15 protein-coding genes are annotated in these 18,500 nt (G+C 62.4%); 4 read left to right on the top strand and 11 right to left on the bottom strand.

The window, feature by feature from the left end; translation table 11 throughout:
* Positions 1-124: 124 nt before the first annotated feature.
* Positions 125-1,111: a tyrosine recombinase XerC gene (locus tag YH63_RS08090; protein WP_046828048.1), complete on the top strand. Its 987-nt coding sequence runs from the start codon at positions 125-127 to the stop codon at positions 1,109-1,111.
* A gap of 125 nt (positions 1,112-1,236) precedes the next feature.
* On the top strand, positions 1,237-1,827 hold the full coding sequence (locus tag YH63_RS08085) for a DUF4337 domain-containing protein (protein WP_137325148.1): 591 nt from the start codon (positions 1,237-1,239) through the stop codon (positions 1,825-1,827).
* Positions 1,828-2,001: 174 nt separating this feature from the next.
* Here the strand turns inward: YH63_RS08085 and lpdA are convergent, their stop codons facing one another.
* The 11 genes from lpdA to YH63_RS08030 all read right to left on the bottom strand — a co-directional run bounded on the left by lpdA (position 2,002) and on the right by YH63_RS08030 (position 14,851).
* A complete protein-coding gene (gene lpdA, locus YH63_RS08080) occupies positions 2,002-3,405 on the bottom strand; it encodes a dihydrolipoyl dehydrogenase (RefSeq protein WP_046828050.1) in 1,404 nt (467 codons plus the stop codon).
* Positions 3,406-3,438: 33 nt separating this feature from the next.
* Positions 3,439-4,191 carry an SDR family oxidoreductase gene (locus YH63_RS08075; RefSeq protein WP_046828051.1) on the bottom strand — a complete coding sequence of 251 codons (753 nt, stop codon included), beginning with the start codon at positions 4,189-4,191 and terminating at the stop codon, positions 3,439-3,441.
* Between the two features lie 13 nt (positions 4,192-4,204).
* Positions 4,205-5,446: a 2-oxoglutarate dehydrogenase complex dihydrolipoyllysine-residue succinyltransferase gene (gene odhB / locus YH63_RS08070; protein ID WP_046828052.1), complete on the bottom strand. Its 1,242-nt coding sequence runs from the start codon at positions 5,444-5,446 to the stop codon at positions 4,205-4,207.
* 99 nt (positions 5,447-5,545) lie between these two features.
* Positions 5,546-8,497: a 2-oxoglutarate dehydrogenase E1 component gene (locus tag YH63_RS08065; protein WP_046829672.1), complete on the bottom strand. Its 2,952-nt coding sequence runs from the start codon at positions 8,495-8,497 to the stop codon at positions 5,546-5,548.
* 136 nt (positions 8,498-8,633) lie between these two features.
* Entirely contained in the window at positions 8,634-9,518 is an 885-nt protein-coding gene (gene sucD / locus YH63_RS08060) for a succinate--CoA ligase subunit alpha (RefSeq protein ID WP_046828053.1), read from the bottom strand.
* A complete protein-coding gene (locus YH63_RS08055; protein ID WP_137325147.1) occupies positions 9,519-9,857 on the bottom strand; it encodes a hypothetical protein in 339 nt (112 codons plus the stop codon).
* A 5-nt stretch (positions 9,858-9,862) separates the two neighbouring features.
* Positions 9,863-11,056 carry an ADP-forming succinate--CoA ligase subunit beta gene (gene sucC / locus YH63_RS08050; RefSeq protein WP_046828055.1) on the bottom strand — a complete coding sequence of 398 codons (1,194 nt, stop codon included), beginning with the start codon at positions 11,054-11,056 and terminating at the stop codon, positions 9,863-9,865.
* A 114-nt stretch (positions 11,057-11,170) separates the two neighbouring features.
* Positions 11,171-12,139, bottom strand: a complete 969-nt coding sequence (gene mdh / locus YH63_RS08045; protein WP_019199373.1) for a malate dehydrogenase — start codon at positions 12,137-12,139, stop codon at positions 11,171-11,173.
* 188 nt (positions 12,140-12,327) lie between these two features.
* Positions 12,328-13,509, bottom strand: a complete 1,182-nt coding sequence (gene zapE / locus YH63_RS08040; protein WP_046828056.1) for a cell division protein ZapE — start codon at positions 13,507-13,509, stop codon at positions 12,328-12,330.
* 61 nt (positions 13,510-13,570) lie between these two features.
* Positions 13,571-14,107, bottom strand: coding sequence for an RNA 2',3'-cyclic phosphodiesterase (thpR, locus tag YH63_RS08035; protein WP_046828057.1), 537 nt, complete (start codon positions 14,105-14,107; stop codon positions 13,571-13,573).
* Positions 14,108-14,212: 105 nt separating this feature from the next.
* A complete protein-coding gene (locus YH63_RS08030; RefSeq protein ID WP_083992712.1) occupies positions 14,213-14,851 on the bottom strand; it encodes an arylesterase in 639 nt (212 codons plus the stop codon).
* 241 nt (positions 14,852-15,092) lie between these two features.
* Here YH63_RS08030 and YH63_RS08025 point away from each other — a divergent pair, with 241 nt between their 5' ends.
* Together YH63_RS08025 and YH63_RS08020 are read left to right on the top strand one after the other, a co-directional pair.
* Positions 15,093-15,839 carry an ABC transporter ATP-binding protein gene (locus YH63_RS08025; RefSeq protein ID WP_046828058.1) on the top strand — a complete coding sequence of 249 codons (747 nt, stop codon included), beginning with the start codon at positions 15,093-15,095 and terminating at the stop codon, positions 15,837-15,839.
* The gene (locus YH63_RS08020) at positions 15,836-18,409 is read left to right on the top strand and encodes an ABC transporter permease (protein ID WP_046828059.1); all 2,574 of its coding nucleotides are present in this window, start codon (positions 15,836-15,838) and stop codon (positions 18,407-18,409) included. Before YH63_RS08025 ends, YH63_RS08020 begins: the two co-directional genes overlap by 4 nt.
* Positions 18,410-18,500 lie beyond the last annotated feature (91 nt).

The following is an 18,500-nucleotide window of genomic DNA, read 5'->3' as shown; positions in this document are numbered from 1 at the left end:
ACGCGCAGTTTACTATTTGGGAGCATGTTCTTCCGGCAAACCGGTGTCCACTTTGCCGGAACATGCTCCCTGAAAAGGGTGCGATAAACCGATTCCTGTCAAGCGCAGGCGCCCCGCGAGACATATGATGGCCAAAGCCGCCGCTGCAACCAAGGCCGAGACAGAGGCCGCGCCGCTGACCTGCGCAGCACCTGACCTGCTGGCCGAGATCACGCAGTGGCTGTCCCACCTGCGCTCCGAGCGCCGGCTGTCGCCCAAGACGCTGGAGGCCTATGCGCGCGACCTGCGCCAGTGCCTCGTCTTTCTGAGCGAGCATTGGGGCGGCCTCGTCACCTTGAAGCAATTTGCCGCCATCGAAGCCACAGACGTGCGCGCCTTCATGTCGTCAAGGCGCGCCGATGACGTGGGCGGGCGTTCCCTGATGCGCGCACTGGCGGGATTGCGTTCGTTCGGGCGATTTCTGGAACGCGAAGGCATGGGCAAGGTCGGCGCGCTGTCCGCGATCCGCGCCCCGAAAATCGGCAAGAGCCTGCCGAAACCAATTCAGATGACCTCCGCACGGCAGATGACCGATGCAGACATTCGAGCGGGGGAGAACCGCGAGCCGTGGATCTGGGCGCGCGACGCCGCGGTGATGGCGCTGCTCTACGGATCGGGCCTGCGCATTTCCGAAGCCCTCGGCCTCAAGCGGCGCGACGTGCCGTTGCCCGGCAAAGGCGATGTGATCGTCGTCACCGGCAAAGGCAACAAGACCCGCATGGTGCCAGTGCTGCAGAACGTGTTGGCCTTGATCCAGGACTATGTCGCGGTGTGTCCGCACACCATCGCGGCGGACGGCTCGATCTTTGTCGGCGCGCGCGGCGGCCCGCTCTCACCGCGCATCATCCAGTTGACGATGGAGCGGCTGCGCGGTGCGCTTGGCTTGCCGGACAGCGCGACGCCGCATGCGCTGCGTCATTCGTTCGCCACCCATCTGCTGACACGAGGCGGCGACCTGCGCGCCATCCAGGAGCTACTCGGCCACTCGTCGCTATCGACCACGCAGATCTACACCGGTGTCGATGCCGACCGGCTGCTCGACGTTTACAAGACGGCCCATCCGAGAGCCTAGATGATGGCGTGACATAAATTTGTCGTGCCAAAATTTGCCCTACCGAGTCGTTCGGACGCCCCTTGCGCGCGAACCGCAGTTCGGTCAATCGTGGCATCCGATTTTGACCGGGAGGGATACTGAATATGGGCGCACATGAGAGCATGGAGCACGCGGAGCATGCTGAACATGCATCCGGCTCCAACAAAAGGATCGCATTGCTGATCGCGGTGATCGCGCTGTTTCTTGCGTTCTCCGAGACGCTCGGCAAGGGCGCCCAGACCGAATCCATCAGCAAGAACGTCGAGGCCTCAAATCTGTGGGCCTTCTTCCAGGCCAAGAGCATCCGGCGCACGACGGTGCAGGCGGTGGCCGAGCATGCAAAGCTCAGCCTTGGCCTGTCGGGTGACGATGCGCAGAAGGCCACACTGGCCAAGCAGATCGATGACTGGAACAAGGCCGCGGCCCGCTATCGTTCCGAACCGGAAACCGGCGAAGGCTCCGAGCAACTGGCCGCGCGCGCCAAGAAGGCCGAGGAGGCCCGCGATCTCGCCATGGCGCGCTATCACCACTACGAGGTCGCCTCCGCCGCTTTCCAGATCGGCATCGTGCTGGCTTCAGCGACCATCATCACCGGCATGATTGCGCTGGCGTGGGTGGCTGGCGCACTGGCCGTGACAGGACTGGCGTTCACGGCGATCGGACTGTTCGCCCCCCACGCCGTGCATCTGATGTAGAGAGACGCGTCGGGCTCAGGTGACACTAACCTGCATCCCGTTGTCATTGCGAGCGAAGCGAAGCAATCCAGAAGCGATAGGGCAGACTGGATTGCTTCGTCGCTTTGCTCCTCGCAATGACGGGTCGCGGTTCTTAAGTCGAATACCGCGACGCCTGCATGCACCGGCCAATCGTTACATGTGAATTGCGCGCTTTCCGACCGCAAGCGCGGCTTCCTTGACCGCTTCCGAGCGGGTCGGATGGGCGTGGCAGGTGCGCGCGAGATCTTCCGCGGAACCGCCGAATTCCATCAGCACCGCCGCTTCGTGGATCATTTCGCCGGCTTCCGCACCGACGATGTGAACACCCAGCACGCGATCGGTCTTCGCGTCAGCGAGGATTTTTACAAAGCCATCGGTGGTCTGATTGACCTTGGTGCGTGCGTTCGCGGTGAACGGAAACTTGCCTGAGGTGTAAGCCACGCCCGCCTGCTTCAGCTCTTCCTCGGTCTTGCCGACGGAAGCAACTTCCGGGAACGTGTAAACCACGCCGGGGATGACATCGTAGTTGGTGTGACCCGCCTGACCCGCGAGGATCTCGGCGATGGCGATGCCCTCGTCTTCCGCCTTGTGCGCCAGCATCGGTCCGGCGATCACGTCGCCGATGGCATAGATGCCCTTCACGTTGGTCTGGAAGTGTCCATCGGTCTGCACGCGGCCGCGCTGATCGAGTTCGACCCCGGCTTCCTTGAGGCCGAGCTCTTCGGTGTAAGGAACGCGTCCGATCGCCACCAGCACCACGTCCGCTTCGATGGTTTCAGCCGTACCGCCTGCAGCCGGCTCAATGCTGGCCTTCAGCTTCTTGCCGGACGTATCGACGCCGGTGACCTTGGCGCCGAGCTTGAATTCGACGCCCTGCTTTTCCTGAATACGCTGGAACGACTTTGCGACCTCGCCATCCATGCCGGGGAGAATCCGGTCGAGGAATTCGACGACCATGACCTGCGCGCCGAGACGGCGCCACACCGAACCGAGTTCGAGGCCGATCACGCCGGCGCCGATCACCAGCATCTTCTCCGGCACCTTGTCGAGCGTCAGCGCGCCTACGGAAGAGACGATGCGCTTTTCGTCGATCTCGACGCCCTTCAGCTTGGCCACGTCGGAGCCGGTGGCGATCACGATGTTCTTGGTTTCAAGAACCTGGGTCTTGCCGTCATTGCCCTTCACCTCGACCTTGCCGGCCGAGAGGATGCGGCCGGTGCCTTCATAAGGCTCGATCTTGTTCTTCTTGAACAGAAAGGCGACACCCTTGGTGTTGCCGTCGACGCCGTCGGTCTTGAACTTCATCATGGTCGGCAGATCGAGCTTCGGCTTGCCGACGCCGATGCCCATCTTGGGCAGCATGTGCGTGACTTCCTCGTACCGCTCCGATGCCTGCAGCAATGCCTTGGACGGAATGCATCCGACATTGAGGCAGGTGCCGCCGAAGGTCGGCCATTTCTCGACCACCGCAACTTTCATGCCGAGCTGCGCCGCGCGGATCGCGCAGACATAACCGCCGGGGCCGGTGCCGATAACGATGAGATCGTAAGAAGCCATGAGGATTATCCTGTACTCACAGAGAAATGGAAGTTAGCGGCCGCCCGACACATCGACGATCGTGCCGGTGACATATGACGCTTCGTCCGACATCAGCCATACGACGGCGTTGGCGATTTCATCCGCGGTGCCGACCCGCTTCATTGGAACCATATGCGCCAGCCGGTGCGCGCGATCGGGCTCCCCACCGCTGGCGTGAATTTCGGTATCGATCAGACCCGGACGAATGCCGTTGACGCGAATGCCCTCGGTGCTGACTTCGCGCGCAAGCCCCACCGTGAAGGTATCGATCGCGCCCTTCGAGGCGGCGTAGTCGACATACTGCGCGGGCGATCCCAACGTCGCCGCAACGGAAGAAATATTGACGATGACGCCGCCGGTTCCGCCGTGCTTGCTGGACATGCGCTTCACCGCCTCGCGCGCGCACAGAATGCTGCCGACGATGTTGACGTTCATCATGCGGGCGAGCCGCGCCGCCGACATTTCATCGACGCGGGCCGTCGCGTCGACCACGCCGGCATTGTTTACGAGGGCGCCGAGCTTGCCGAAAGCATCCGCCTGCTTGAACAGCGCGAGAATATCGGCCTCATTGCCGACATCGCACTTCACCGCGATGGCCTTGCCATTGCTGGCCTCAATCTTCGCAACCACCTCGTCAGCAGCGGCCTTGTTACTGGCATAGCCGACAACAACCTTGTAGCCACGCGAGGCAGCGGCGAGCGCCGTAGCCCGGCCGATGCCGCGGCTGCCTCCGGTGACGATGGCGACGATGGCGACGCTGTCCATGCCCGCCTCGCGATCAGAGGTCGAGAACCAATCGCGCCGGATCTTCGAGGCTTTCCTTGATGCGAACGAGGAAGGTCACCGCTTCCTTGCCGTCGATGACGCGGTGATCGTAGGACACCGCCAGATACATCATCGGGCGAACTTCGATCTTGCCGCCGACGACCACCGGCCGCTCCTGGATCTTGTGCATGCCGAGGATCGCGGACTGCGGGGCGTTAAGGATCGGCGTCGACATCAGCGAGCCGTAGATGCCGCCATTGGTGATGGTGAACGTGCCGCCCTGCATCTCTTCGATCTTCAGTTGGCCGTCGCGGGCCCGCCTGCCGTAGTCGGCGATGCTCTTCTCGATGTCGGCAATCGACTTGTGATCGCAGTCACGCACCACCGGGACGACGAGACCCTTCTCGGTGCCGACAGCGACGCCGATGTGGTAGTAATTCTTGTAGATCAGGTCGGTGCCGTCGATCTCGGCATTCACGGCCGGAATGTCCTTCAACGCCTGTACGCAGGCCTTGGTGAAGAAGCCCATGAAGCCGAGCTTGGCACCGTGCTTCTTCTCGAACGCATCCTTGTATTGGGCGCGCAGCGCCATCACGTGGCTCATATCGACCTCGTTGAAGGTCGTCAGCATCGCCGCGGTGTTTTGTACGTCCTTGAGCCGGCGCGCGATGGTCTGGCGCAGCCGCGTCATCTTCACGCGCTCTTCACGCGCTGCATCGTCGGCAGGCGACGGCGCGCGCGCCTGAACGGCAGCCTGATTGACTGGCGTGGGCGCCGATGCAGCCTTTTCGATTGCGGCCAGCATGTCACCCTTGGTGACGCGGCCATCCTTGCCCGAGCCCGGGACGGTAGATGCATCCACGCCCGACTCAGCAGAAAGCTTGCGCACCGATGGTGCCTGCGGCGCATCGGCCGGTGGCGATTTTTGCGCGGGCGCAGGTGCTGCGGCAGCAGGCGCGGCTTTCGCCGGAGCAGGTTCAGCCGCCTTGGCCGGGGCCGCGGCGGGCTTGGCGCCGCCCGCGCCTTCCGTGATCTGACCGAGCAGCGCGCCGACCGCGACCGTCTCGCCGTCCTTGGCGACGATCTCGCCCAGGGTGCCCGCGAACGGCGCCGGCACTTCGATGGTCACCTTGTCGGTTTCGAGTTCAACCAAGGGCTCGTCGACGGCGACGGCATCGCCGGCCTTCTTGAACCAGCGGCCGATGGTGGCCTCGGTGACGGACTCGCCCAGTGTCGGAACGCGAATTTCAGCCATTTTCTTTTCCCCTTGCGTCGTGAGCGGCACGTTCTGCCGTCAGCGCCTCAATCAAATTGAATGTGATGGAAATGCCCGCGAGCTGCGGGCATCCATTGATCAGCCAAGAGCTTCGTCGAGCAATGCTTTCAATTGCTGGAGATGCTTCGACATCAACCCGGTCGCGGTTGCGGCGGCAGCAGCGCGTCCGGCATAGCGCGGACGCTTGTGCGCCGAGCCGACCTGGTTGAGCACCCATTCGAGGTAGGGCTCGATAAAGTGCCAGCCGCCCATGTTACGGGGTTCTTCCTGACACCAGACCACTTCGGCCTTCTTGAAGCGCTCGAGCACCTGCACCAGTGTCTTGAGCGGCACCGGATAGAGCTGCTCGACCCGCAGCAGATAGATATCGTCGACGCCGCGCTTCTCACGATCCTCGTAAAGATCGTAATAGACCTTGCCCGAGCAGATCACGACGCGACGGATCTTGGAGTCCGCGACAAGCTTGATCTCGCCGCCCTTCTCCGCATCGTCCAGCAGAACGCGGTGGAACGACGTGTCGGGACCGAACTCCTCGAGCGTCGAGGTCGCACGCTTGTGACGCAGCAGCGACTTCGGCGTCATGATGATCAGCGGCTTGCGAATCTCGCGCTTCAACTGACGGCGCAGCGCGTGGAACAGATTCGCAGGCGTCGTGATATTGACGATCTGCATATTGTCTTCCGCGCACATCTGCAGGAAGCGCTCGAGGCGCGCCGACGAATGTTCCGGACCCTGGCCTTCATAACCATGCGGCAACATGCAGACGAGGCCCGACATGCGCAGCCACTTGCGTTCGCCCGACGAGATGAACTGGTCGAACAGCACCTGCGCCCCGTTGGCGAAATCGCCGAACTGCGCTTCCCAGATCGTCAGCGCATTGGGTTCGGCCAGCGAATAGCCGTACTCGAAACCAAGCACCGCCTCTTCCGACAGCAGCGAGTTGATGACTTCGTAGTGTCCTTGATTCTCGCCGATGTGGTTGAACGGCGTGTAGCGGCTTTCGTCTTCCTGATCGAACAGCACGGAGTGACGTTGCGAGAACGTGCCGCGCTCGGAATCCTGACCCGACAGGCGGACGTTGTGGCCTTCCTTCATCAGCGTGCAGAATGCCAGCCCTTCGCCGGTCGCCCAATCGATCCCCTCGCCGTTCTCGATCGCCTTCATGCGGCTGTCGAGGAACCGCTGCACGGTCCGGTGAAGCCGGAAGCCGTCGGGCACCTTGGTGATCCTGCGGCCGATGTCCTTCAGTTCGTCGATGGCGACGCCGGTGTTGCCGCGGCGCGGATCTTCACCGAGGTCGGCTGATTTAAAGCCCGCCCACTTGCCGTCGAGCCAGTCGGCCTTGTTCGGCTTGTAGCCGGAACCGGCCTCAAGCTCGGCATCGAGCCGTGCGCGCCAATCGGCCTTCGCCTTGTCGATTTCGCCCTCAGTCATGACGCCGTCGGCGATCAGACGCCTGGCGTAGATGTCGAGCGTGGTCGGATGGGTCGCGATCTTCTTGTACATCACCGGGTTGGTGAATGACGGTTCGTCGCCCTCGTTATGGCCGTGGCGGCGGTAGCAGAACATGTCGATGACGACCGGCTTGTGGAACTTCTGCCGGTACTCGATCGCCACCTTCGCCGCGAACACCACCGCTTCCGGATCGTCGCCGTTCACATGGAAGATCGGCGCGTCGATCATCTTGGCGACGTCGGACGGATACGGCGACGAGCGCGAGTAGCGCGGATAGGTCGTGAAACCGATCTGGTTGTTGACGATGAAATGCAGCGAACCGCCGGTGCGATAGCCCTTGAGGTCCGACAGCGCGAAACATTCCGCCACCACGCCCTGGCCTGCGAACGCGGCATCGCCATGCAGCAGCAGCGGCAGCGCCGAGATGCGCTGGTCCGGCGGATCGCCGTTCTGGTCCTGCTTGGCGCGCACCTTTCCGAGCACGACCGGATCGGCGATTTCCAGATGTGACGGATTGGCGGTGAGCGAGAGATGGATCTTGTTGCCGTCGAACTCGCGGTCCGACGATGCGCCGAGGTGGTACTTTACGTCGCCCGAACCCTCGACTTCATCAGGGTTGGCGGAGCCGCCCTTGAATTCATGGAACAGCGCGCGGTGCGGCTTGCCCATCACCTGCGTCAGTACGTTCAAACGTCCGCGATGCGGCATGCCCAGCACGATATCCTGCACGCCGAGATTGCCGCCGCGCTTGATGATCTGTTCCAGCGCGGGGATCAGCGATTCCGCGCCGTCGAGACCGAAGCGCTTGGTGCCGGTGAACTTGATGTCGCAGAATTTCTCGAAGCCTTCGGCTTCGACCAGCTTCATCAGGATGGCGCGGCGGCCTTCGCGGGTGAAGCTGATTTCCTTGTCCGGACCTTCGATGCGTTCCTGAATCCAGCTCTTCTGCGCGGGATTCGAGATGTGCATGAACTCGACGCCGAGCGTCTGGCAATAGGTGCGCTGACAGATCGCAACGATCTCGCGCAGCGTCGCGGTCTCAAGACCCAGCACATGGTCGAGGAAAATCTTGCGGTCGAGATCGGCGTCGGTGAAGCCATAGGAGCGCGGATCGAGTTCTTCGTGGTCCTTCTGGCCTTCGATGCCGAGCGGATCGAGATTGGCATGGAAGTGACCGCGCATGCGGTAGGCGCGAATCAACATCAGCGCGCGGACCGAATCGCGGGTCGCTTGCTGCAGGTCAGCCGATGTCAGGCCGCCGCCGGCGGCCTGCGCCTTGGCTGCGATCTTGCCGCCGACGGCCTTTTCGACCTGGGCCCAGTTGCCGTCGAGCGCGGAGGTCAGATCGTCATTTGGCGTGGTCGGCCAGTTGGCCTTTTCCCAGGACGGGCCCTGCGCGTTCTTCGCGACGTCCGCCGGCTGATCCTTCAGGGTCTTGAAGAAATCAACCCAGTCCGGATCGACCGATGACGGGTCGTTCTCGTAGCGAGCGTACAGCTGGTCGATGTAGGTGGCGTTGGCGCCGTCGAGGAAGGAAGTGAGGGCGAAGTTGGCGTTCGCGTCCTGGCGAGACATGGTTACGTCCTGATTGATTGCATCGCGCGGAAAAATCGGGAGAAAATCGCCCGATTTGGTATCGGCTTTGTGTTTGGGCCGCACCTTTTACCCTATTTAGGGCAAAACTTCGCGCTGAAAAGAACCAAGGACTGAATTACGCTTTCAGCCTTTCGAGAAGGGTCGTTCCGAGCCGCGCAGGCGACGGGGAGACCGTGATTCCGGCCGCTTCCATCGCCGCGATCTTCGATTCGGCGTCGCCCTTGCCGCCGGAGACGATTGCGCCGGCATGACCCATGCGGCGACCCGGAGGTGCGGTGCGGCCGGCGATAAATCCGACCATCGGCTTCTTGCGGCCGCGCTTGGCTTCGTCCTTGAGGAACTGCGCCGCGTCCTCTTCGGCCGATCCGCCGATTTCACCGATCATGATGATCGACTTGGTCTTCTCGTCCGCCAGGAACAGCTCGAGGACTTCAATAAATTCAGTGCCCTTGACCGGATCGCCGCCAATGCCGACCGCCGAGGTCTGGCCGAGACCGACCTGCGTGGTCTGGAACACCGCTTCATAGGTGAGCGTGCCGGAGCGGGACAGGATGCCGACGCTGCCGGGCTTGAAAATGTTGGCGGGCATGATGCCGATTTTCGATTCGCCTGCGGTCACGACACCCGGGCAGTTCGGCCCGATCAGGCGCGACTTGGATCCCGACAGCGAGCGCTTCACGCGCACCATGTCCAGCACCGGAATGCCCTCGGTGATGCAGATGATCAGCGGCACTTCCGCATCGATGGCTTCGCAGATCGCGTCCGCCGCGCCCGGCGGCGGGACATAAATCACCGACGCATCGGCGCCGGTTTTGTCGCGCGCTTCAGACACCGTATCGAACACCGGCAGGCCGAGATGCGTGGTGCCGCCTTTGCCGGGCGAGGTGCCGCCGACCATCTTGGTGCCGTAGTCAATGGCGCCTTGCGAATGGAAGGTGCCGTTTTTGCCGGTGAAGCCCTGGCAGATGACTTTCGTGTTCTTGTCGATCAGGACGGACATTTAACCCTCACGGTTCTGCTTCACGATCCCTTTGAGGGACGCAATCATAAAGCGAGTCTGAGAAAGTGCAGCAAAAGCAAACCAAGACAACGCTGCAACAATCAAGCTGGAAGAAATTTCACACCGGAATTCATCCGGCGTCACGCAAACCTCACGATGCGCGAAGAACAACTCAAGACCAAGAAAGCTGAGTAAACCTATACCAAGGATCAGCACCATCGCTTTCGCCTTGTCGCCTACCATCTTGCCTGCGATCTCCGGCATCCATCGCACAAGAGCAAAAGGCATCAGCAAACCGGTTACGATCAATATTGCTGGAAGCCAATTGCCCGCGCCCACTTAGCTTAGCCCTTCACCGCCTTCACGATCTTCTGCGCAGCGTCGTCGAGATCGTTCGCCGACAGTACGTTGAGGCCGGATTCGTTGATGATCTTCTTGCCTTCCTCGACATTGGTGCCTTCGAGACGCACCACCAGAGGCACTTGCAGGCCGACAGCCTTCACCGCGGCGATGACGCCGCGCGCGATGACGTCGCACTTCATGATGCCGCCGAAGATGTTGACGAGAATGCCCTTCACGTTCGGATCGGCGGTGATGATCTTGAACGCCGCCGTGACCTTTTCTTCCGACGCGCCGCCGCCGACGTCGAGGAAGTTGGCCGGGCTTTCGCCGTAGAGCTTGATGATATCGAGCGTGGCCATCGCAAGACCTGCGCCGTTCACCATGCAACCGATGGTGCCATCGAGCGCGATATAGGCGAGATCATACTTGGAGGCTTCGATTTCCTTGGCGTCTTCTTCCGTGGTGTCGCGCAGCGCGACAACGTCCGGATGACGGTAGAGCGAATTGGAATCGAACGACATCTTGGCGTCGAGGCACTTCAGCTCGCCCTGCTTGGAGATGATCAGCGGATTGATCTCCAGCATCTCCATGTCCTTGGCGAGGAACGCCGTATAGAGCTGAGCCACCAGCTTTTCCGCCTGCTTGGCGAGGTCGCCCTTGAGGCCGAGGGCCTGCGCAACGGTGCGACCGTGATGGGCCATGACGCCGGTGGCCGGGTCCACGGAAAACGTCACGATCTTCTCGGGCGTATCGTGCGCGACCTTCTCGATGTCCATGCCGCCTTCGGTGGAGACCACGAAGGACACCCACGACGTTTCGCGGTCGACCAGCAGCGAGAGATAGAATTCCTTTTCGATATCCGAACCGTCTTCGAGATAGAGGCGGTTGACCTGCTTGCCGGCGGGGCCGGTCTGGATCGTCACCAGCGTTGCGCCGAGCATCTGCTTGGCGAATTCCTTGACTTCATCGACCGACTTGGCGAGACGCACGCCGCCCTTGTCGCCTGCCGAAGCTTCCTTGAACTTGCCCTTGCCGCGTCCGCCGGCATGAATCTGGCTCTTCACCACCCACAACGGGCCGCCAAGTTCTTTCGCCGCGGCTTCCGCGTCGGATGCCTTGAGAATCGGCACGCCGCGAGAAATGGGCACGCCGAATTCCTTCAGCACGGCCTTGGCCTGATATTCGTGGATATTCATGGACTGCCCCAGAGATCGGAGAGGAGATCGAAAACGAAAACGAAGAGAGAATTTCAACGCGCGATCCGGAAACGGATATTCCCGGATCGCACGTGAAGTAACGGTGTCGCGGCGTTACTTGCCGAGCAAATCCGGCGCGATCTTCTTGCACGCGTCGACAAGGCCCTGCACCGCGCCGACCGACTTGTCGAAGCCTTCGCGATCCTTGCCGGCGAGTTCGATCTCGACGATACGCTCGACACCCTTCGATCCGATAACCACCGGCACGCCGACATACATGTCCTTCACGCCGTATTCGCCGTTGAGATAAGCGGCGCAAGGCAGCACGCGCTTCTTGTCGCGCAGATAGCTTTCCGCCATCGCGATGGCCGATGCTGCCGGAGCGTAGAAGGCCGAACCGGTCTTGAGCAGGTTGACGATCTCGGCGCCGCCGTTGCGGGTGCGATCGACGATCTCGTCGATGCGGGCCTGCGAGGTCCAGCCCATCTTCACAAGATCAGGCAGCGGAATGCCGGCGACGGTGGAGTACTTGGTCAGCGGCACCATGGTGTCGCCGTGACCGCCGAGCACGAAGGCGGTGACATCTTCCACCGAAACGTTGAACTCGTCGGCGAGGAAATAACGGAAGCGCGCGGAATCCAGCACGCCGGCCATGCCGACGACCTTCTTCTGCGGCAGGCCGCAGGCCTTCTGCAGCGCCCAGACCATCGCATCGAGCGGGTTGGTGATGCAGATCACGAACGCGTCGGGGGCGTACTTCTTGATGCCCGCGCCGACCTGCTCCATGACCTTGAGATTGATGCTCAGAAGATCGTCGCGGCTCATGCCCGGCTTGCGCGGCACGCCGGCGGTGACGATCACCACGCTCGCGCCCTCAATTGCCTCGTAAGAATTGGCGCCCGTGAACTTGGCGTCGAAACCGTCAACCGGTGAAGACTGCGCGATGTCGAGCGACTTGCCCTGGGGAATGCCTTCGGCGATGTCGAACATCACCACGTCGCCCAACTCTTTCAGTCCGACCAGGTGCGCCAGCGTGCCGCCAATCTGACCTGAACCAATCAAAGCAATCTTGTCACGCGCCATGGGAAATCTGTCCTTTGATGTCGACGGGAGAGGATGGGAAAAGTCTGGACGGCTGGTTAGACCTTTCGCGGCGAGCGTTCAAGTCGCTGTTCGCCCAATGGAGAGGCAGTGCTTACCGCGGCGGCAGTGCCGGCTGGTTTCGTATCGGGCTTTCGCCAGGTCCAGAGCCGAAACATAAAGCGAACCCGTCAGGTCTCGACCAGACCGGTGGTCGAACCGCTGGCGGACGAGTCGCTGCGGCCGTGAGGCAGCGCCAGATAGGATTCCGAGCCCATCTCGATCAGCCGCGACGAGGTCCGCTTGAATTCGTTGGCTTCAACACCTTCGGTCACGCTGTAGAGCGACAGCGGATCGGTCGCTGCTGACGCCATCAGCTTCACGGCATTGTCGTAAAGCGCGTCGATCAGGGTGATGAAACGCTTGGCGTAGTTGCGATGCTCGTAGTTCATCGCCGGAATCCGGTCGATGATCAGCGTGTGATAATCATGCGCGAGCCGCAGATAGTCCGAGGCGCCGAGCGGTTTCTCGCACAAATCCGCAAACGAGAATCGCGCAACGCCATGTGCCGAATGCGGAACGTGCAGCACGCGCCCCTTGACAGTGATGTCGCGCGGCCGGTCAGCGGCACCGCCGGTGAGCTTGATCCAGGCCTTGTCGAGCGCGGCATCGGCCGACGCATCGGCCGGGACCAGCCACATCTTGATGCCTGCGAGTTTTTCCATCCGGAAATCGGTGCGCGCATCGAGCCGCAGCACGTCCATCCGCTCCTTGATCTGCCCGACAAACGGCAGAAACAGCGCACGATTGAGGCCGCCCTTATAGAGATCGTCGGGAGCGACATTCGAGGTCGCAACAACCACGGTTCCCAGTTCGAATAGCCGGCCAAACAGCCGCCCGAGAATCATCGCGTCAGCAATGTCGGTGACGTGAAATTCGTCGAAGCACAGCAGCCACGCTTCCTCGAAGATCGACGCCGCCGTCAGCCGCACCGGATCGGTGTCGGCGATTTCCTGCCGCGCAATCTTCTGGCGAAAGCCGTGAATCCGTTCGTGAACATCGGCCATGAATTCGTGAAAGTGCGCGCGACGCTTGTGCGTGACGGTGCTTTCGCTGAAGAACAGATCCATCAGCATGGTCTTGCCGCGTCCGACCTCGCCGTGGATGTAGAAGCCTCGCAGTGGGACCGCGTCCTTGTCGGCGAACAGGCGTTGCAGCAGTCCGCCACGGCCGGGACGGTATCCGGCCAGCCTTGCCTCCAGCGCCGAGAAGGCTTCGACGGCCCGGGCCTGCGCCGGATCAGCCTCGATGGTGCCCGCGGCAACGAGAGCCTGATACTGCCGACGGAACGGGGCGGGGGTGGGAGCGTTCATGGTCCGCTACCCGCCAGAACGAGGCGGAAAATGCAAGACTACAAAGGTGCCGGACGACTCTCTATGCGCTCAGCGCATAGGCGTCTTCAACCACGTAAGGTCCGCCACCGACCGACGCGCGCGACGAGAACAGCACGAACCGGGAGGCCATGAAGCTGCGGGTCGGAAAATACCCCCGCACCGACAGATAGTCCGCCACATCCCGATTTGATGCATCCCGCAGCCGCGCCAGCGTCACGTGGGGGATGAATTTGCGCCCCTCCGGGTCGAAACCGAATCGCTGCATCAGCCGCTCAAGCTCCGCCTGCAACTCCATCAGCGGACGGCTTGGTACAACCGATGCCACCACGGCGCGCGGTTTCTTGCCGCCGAAGCTGGACAGGCCCTGCAGGGCGACCTCGAACGGTTTGCGATTGATCCGCTCCAGTGTCGCGGCGATCTCGTTGGCCGCGGGGCCATCGATGTCGCCGATGAAGCGCAATGTGACGTGATAATTTTCGGGATCGACCCAGCGGGCGCCCGGCAGGCCCCCGCGTAAATTCGAGAGCGTCTGGCCGATGTCCGGGGGGATTTCCAGCCCGGTGAACAAGCGCGGCATCACGAATCTCCTCGATGCAAAAGAGGATCACGAATCACCTGAGGTCTTTTTTACCGCAGCACGATGACAGTGCGAAGCGACCATCGCGGGAACTACACAAATCCCTCAGGGCCTGCCCGACTGTAACGCACGATCCTTCAAAAACGCCTCAACCGTAGGCAGAATCCGCTCGACCACAATGTCCACGCCCGCAGCCGTCGGATGCAGTCCGTCGGGCTGCGTGAGCTTCGCCTCGGTGGCCACGCCGTCGAGAAAGAACGGATAAAGCAGCACTTTGTGACTTTTGGCGAGGTCGGGATAAATGCTGTTGAACGTCGCCGTATACTCCGCGCCATAGTTCGGCGGCGCGTACATCCCGCACAATAAAACAGCGATGTTGCGCGCTTTCAGCTTGTTGAGAATTTCGTCAAGCGCGCCGCGCGAGACCTTCGGGTCGATGCCGCGCAGCGCATCGTTGGCGCCAAGTTCAACGATCACAGCTTCGGTGCCGGGCGGGATCGACCACTCGAGACGGGCCAGGCCGCCGGTCGTGGTGTCGCCGGAGACACCCGCGTTATGGATATCGGTCGCGATCCCCTTGTCTGCGAGAGCCTTCTGCAGGCGCACCGGAAACGCCGCGGTGGCCGGCAACCCGTAACCGGCGGTCAGGGAATCGCCCAGAACAGCGAGCTTGATCGGCTTCACATCTTTGACATCTTGTTTGACAGGTACCGTTTGAGCCGAGGCCGGCCCCGACATCGCCATCATTGCCCCCGCTGCTGCGACAATGAACGTCCGGGCTAGTGTGGCGGTTCGCAGATCCGCACCCTCCTTGCGACAGCTTCCGTTTGCGGACCTGCGAACCAAAGCCACACTAGAATTACAGTTTGCTGGTGTCCTTCCGAATCCGAAGTTCGCCACAGAAGGCGCGGCAAAATGGAGCGAACTTCGGATTCGGGACACCAGCCCCTCGACCGCGCGGCCGAAACCCCCATATGAAAGATCCATGGACAGTCTCATTGAACCCTCGCCGCGCGCCGGTCTCGAACCGGACACCATTTCCATCTCAAACGTCAATCTCTCGCTGGGCAGCGGTGCTGCGCGCGTTCACATCCTCAAGGATGTCAGCCTGCGCGTCGCGCCCAGTGAAGCCGTCGGCCTGATCGGCCCATCAGGTTCGGGCAAGTCCACGCTGTTGATGGTGATGGCGGGGCTTGAACGTCCTGACAGCGGAGAGGTGGTGGTCAACGGCGCCGCGTTCAATGCCCTCGACGAGGACGCTCTCGCACGGTTCCGTGGCCGCCATGTCGGCATCGTGTTCCAGTCGTTTCATCTGATCCCGACCATGACGGCGCTCGAGAACGTCGCGGTGCCGCTCGAGCTCGCAGGCCGCGCGGATGCGAATGAGCGCGCGGCGCAAGAGCTTGCCGGCGTCGGACTGGGCGAGCGGCTGCATCACTATCCCTCGCAACTCTCGGGCGGCGAACAGCAACGCGTCGCGCTGGCGCGCGCGATGGCGCCCGATCCCGCCATTCTCGTGGCCGATGAGCCGACCGGAAATCTCGACGAGGCCACCGGCAAGCAAATCGTCGATCTCTTGTTCGCCAAGCACCTCGAGCGCGGCATGACGCTCGTACTCGTGACGCACGACACTGCACTCGCGCAGCGCTGCGATCGGGTGGTGCGGTTGCGCTCGGGTCGTATCGACGGACCGGCGACCGACCGGCACTGGGTCGAGACGGCGTCCCGATGAGCATGACCGCCGACACCGCACCGCGCGGCGGCACACTGTCGCTGGCAGTCCGCTTCGCCTTGCGCGAGCTGCGTAGCGGCCTGCGCGGTTTCTATGTCTTCATCGCCTGTATCGCGCTCGGCGTCATGGCGATCGCGGGCGTCGGCTCGGTGGCCGGAAGCCTCAGCGCAGGACTGGACCATCAGGGACGCACACTGCTCGGCGGCGATGCATCCTTCGCGCTGATCCAGCGGGAAGCTTCCAAAGAGGAGCGCGCCTTTCTCGATGCTCACGGCAAGATCTCGGCCACGGCGATCATGCGCGGCATGGCGCGCTCTCCGAGCGGCGAATTCGCGCTGGTCGATCTGAAAGCCGTCGATGGCAATTATCCGATGCTCGGCACGGTTTCGCTTGAGCCCAAGATGCCGGTCCCGGATTTGCTGGCGCAGCGCGATGGCGCGTTCGGTGCGGGTGCCGACGCGGTGTTGCTGGCGCGTCTCGGCCTCAAGGCCGGAGATCGCGTGACTGTCGGCAATGCGACATTCGAAGTTCGCGCCACCGTCCAGGCCGAGCCCGACAAGCTTGCGGGCGGCGTAGGTCTCGGACCGCGATTCCTGATCAGCGAAGATGCGCTGCGCGCCACCGGGCTGCTGCAGCCCGGCACGCTGGTGCGCTGGATCTATCGCCTGCAGCTGCCGGATGCTTCGGGCGATGAGCGCGCCACGCAGTCCGTTGTCAATGCTGCGCAAAAGGCGCTGCCGGAAGCAGGATGGGAAGTCCGCACCCGCGGCAACGCGTCGCCGCAACTCGAGCGCAACATCACGCGCTTTACGCAGTTCCTCACGCTGGTCGGACTTGCAGCTCTGCTGGTCGGCGGAGTCGGTGTCGCCAATGCGATCAAGAGCCATCTCGACGAGCGGCGCGACGTGATCGCAACCTTCAAGGCGCTCGGCGCAACCGGCCGCGAGGTGTTCACGATCTACCTCGTGCAGGTCATGGTGCTGGCGATTCTCGGATCATTGATCGGCCTCGCCATCGGAGCGGCATTACCATTCATCATCGTTGGCCTGTTCGGAAAAATCCTGCCGCTTCCTGTCGAGGCAACATTTCACGCCGGCGAGCTGGCGCTGTCGTTCGTCTACGGTCTGCTGACGGCGCTCGCGTTCGGACTATGGCCGCTTGGCCGCATCCACGACGTGCCGGTAGCGGCTTTGTTCCGCGAAGGCGTGGCGCACGAATTTCACTGGCCGCGCCGGCGTTATCTCGTTCTGATGGCGTCGGTGATCGCGCTGCTGATCGCGGTCGCCATCGGGCTCGCCTATGACAAACGTGTGGCTGCCGTTTTCGTCGCCTCGTCGGTCGGCGTATTCGCCGTGCTGCGCGGTGTCGCCTCGATGCTGATGGCCTTGGCAAGAAGCCTGCCGCGCGCGCGTTTCACCATGCTGCGGCTGGCCATCGCCAACATCCACCGCCCCGGCGCGCTGACGCCGTCCGTCGTGATGTCGCTCGGCCTCGGCCTCGCCGTGCTGGTGACCATCACGCAGATCGACGGCAACCTGCGGCGGCAATTCATGGCCGCCCTGCCCGAACATGCGCCGTCGTTCTACTTCATCGATATTCCCGCAGCCGAGGCTCCGCGGTTCAGCGCGTTCCTGAAACAGGCCGCTCCGGCAGCAAACGTGGAAACCGTGCCGATGCTGCGCGGGCGCATCGTCGCCGCGAAAGGCATCAGGGCCGAAGATCTCAAGCCCTCGACGGATTCCGCCTGGGTGCTGCAGAGCGACCGCGGCCTGACCTACACCGGCGAAGTCCCGCGCGGTTCGACAGTCGTCGACGGAACATGGTGGAGTGCCGATTACAGCGGCCCGCCGCTGGTGTCGCTGGAGAAGAAAATCGCCGACGGCATCGGCGTGAAGGTCGGCGACGACATCACCGTCAATGTGCTGGGCCGCGACATCACCGCGAAGATCAGCAATCTGCGCACCGTGGACTGGCAGAGTCTCGGCATCAATTTCGTTTTGGTATACTCGCCGAAAACCTTCGCCGGCGCCCCACACACTGACATTGCGACACTCACCGAAGCCGGTTCTTCAAATGCTGCAAGCGATGCCAAACTCATCAAGGACGTCGCTGCCGCCTTCCCGATGGTGACCAGCGTGCGGGTGCGTGAGGCCCTGGATTCGATCGGAAAGGTCGTGACCAACCTCGTGCTGGCGATCCGGGGCGCCAGTTCGGTAACCCTGATCTCAGCCATTCTGGTGCTGGGCGGGGCACTGGCTGCGGGGCATCGGCACCGGGTCTATGACGCGGTGATTCTCAAAACCCTCGGCGCGACCCGGGCGCGGCTGCTCGGCGCCTATGCGCTGGAATATCTGCTGATCGGTTTGGCGACGGCCGTGTTCGGGGTGGCGGCTGGGTCGATCGCCGCCTGGCAGATCGTGACCCGGCTGATGACGCTGGGCTTCGTCTGGCAGGCCGGCAGCGCCGCCCTCGTGGTGCTGGCCGCGCTCGCGGTGACGGTCGGATTGGGGCTGGCCGGAACATTACTCGCGCTTAACCAAAAACCAGCGACCGTGCTCCGTAACTTATGACAATTTGTAGCAGCAGATAGAGGGTTTTGCGACAAACAGCCGCGCGCCCATGCTTGCGTCGAGTGTGTTAGTTTCCCACATACCGAGCGGG

The sequence above is a fragment of the Afipia massiliensis genome, from assembly GCF_001006325.2.
GTDB classification, from domain to species: Bacteria; Pseudomonadota; Alphaproteobacteria; order Rhizobiales; family Xanthobacteraceae; genus Afipia; species Afipia massiliensis_A.
The sequence above is the reverse complement of the archived record's forward strand: the minus strand, read 5'-3'. Positions and strand labels throughout refer to the sequence as shown.

What these genes read in the sequence shown, in the direction of transcription:
- sucC (WP_046828055.1), bottom strand. Translation starts at nt 11,056, where the DNA reads ATGAATATCCACGAATATCAGGCCAAGGCCGTGCTGAAGGAATTCGGC.
- odhB (WP_046828052.1), bottom strand. Translation starts at nt 5,446, where the DNA reads ATGGCTGAAATTCGCGTTCCGACACTGGGCGAGTCCGTCACCGAGGCC.
- YH63_RS08085 (WP_137325148.1), top strand. Translation starts at nt 1,237, where the DNA reads ATGGGCGCACATGAGAGCATGGAGCACGCGGAGCATGCTGAACATGCA.
- YH63_RS08065 (WP_046829672.1), bottom strand. Translation starts at nt 8,497, where the DNA reads ATGTCTCGCCAGGACGCGAACGCCAACTTCGCCCTCACTTCCTTCCTC.
- sucD (WP_046828053.1), bottom strand. Translation starts at nt 9,518, where the DNA reads ATGTCCGTCCTGATCGACAAGAACACGAAAGTCATCTGCCAGGGCTTC.
- thpR (WP_046828057.1), bottom strand. Translation starts at nt 14,107, where the DNA reads ATGCCGCGCTTGTTCACCGGGCTGGAAATCCCCCCGGACATCGGCCAG.
- YH63_RS08030 (WP_083992712.1), bottom strand. Translation starts at nt 14,851, where the DNA reads ATGGCGATGTCGGGGCCGGCCTCGGCTCAAACGGTACCTGTCAAACAA.
- mdh (WP_019199373.1), bottom strand. Translation starts at nt 12,139, where the DNA reads ATGGCGCGTGACAAGATTGCTTTGATTGGTTCAGGTCAGATTGGCGGC.
- YH63_RS08025 (WP_046828058.1), top strand. Translation starts at nt 15,093, where the DNA reads ATGGACAGTCTCATTGAACCCTCGCCGCGCGCCGGTCTCGAACCGGAC.
- YH63_RS08090 (WP_046828048.1), top strand. Translation starts at nt 125, where the DNA reads ATGATGGCCAAAGCCGCCGCTGCAACCAAGGCCGAGACAGAGGCCGCG.
- lpdA (WP_046828050.1), bottom strand. Translation starts at nt 3,405, where the DNA reads ATGGCTTCTTACGATCTCATCGTTATCGGCACCGGCCCCGGCGGTTAT.
- zapE (WP_046828056.1), bottom strand. Translation starts at nt 13,509, where the DNA reads ATGAACGCTCCCACCCCCGCCCCGTTCCGTCGGCAGTATCAGGCTCTC.
- YH63_RS08020 (WP_046828059.1), top strand. Translation starts at nt 15,836, where the DNA reads ATGAGCATGACCGCCGACACCGCACCGCGCGGCGGCACACTGTCGCTG.
- YH63_RS08075 (WP_046828051.1), bottom strand. Translation starts at nt 4,191, where the DNA reads ATGGACAGCGTCGCCATCGTCGCCATCGTCACCGGAGGCAGCCGCGGC.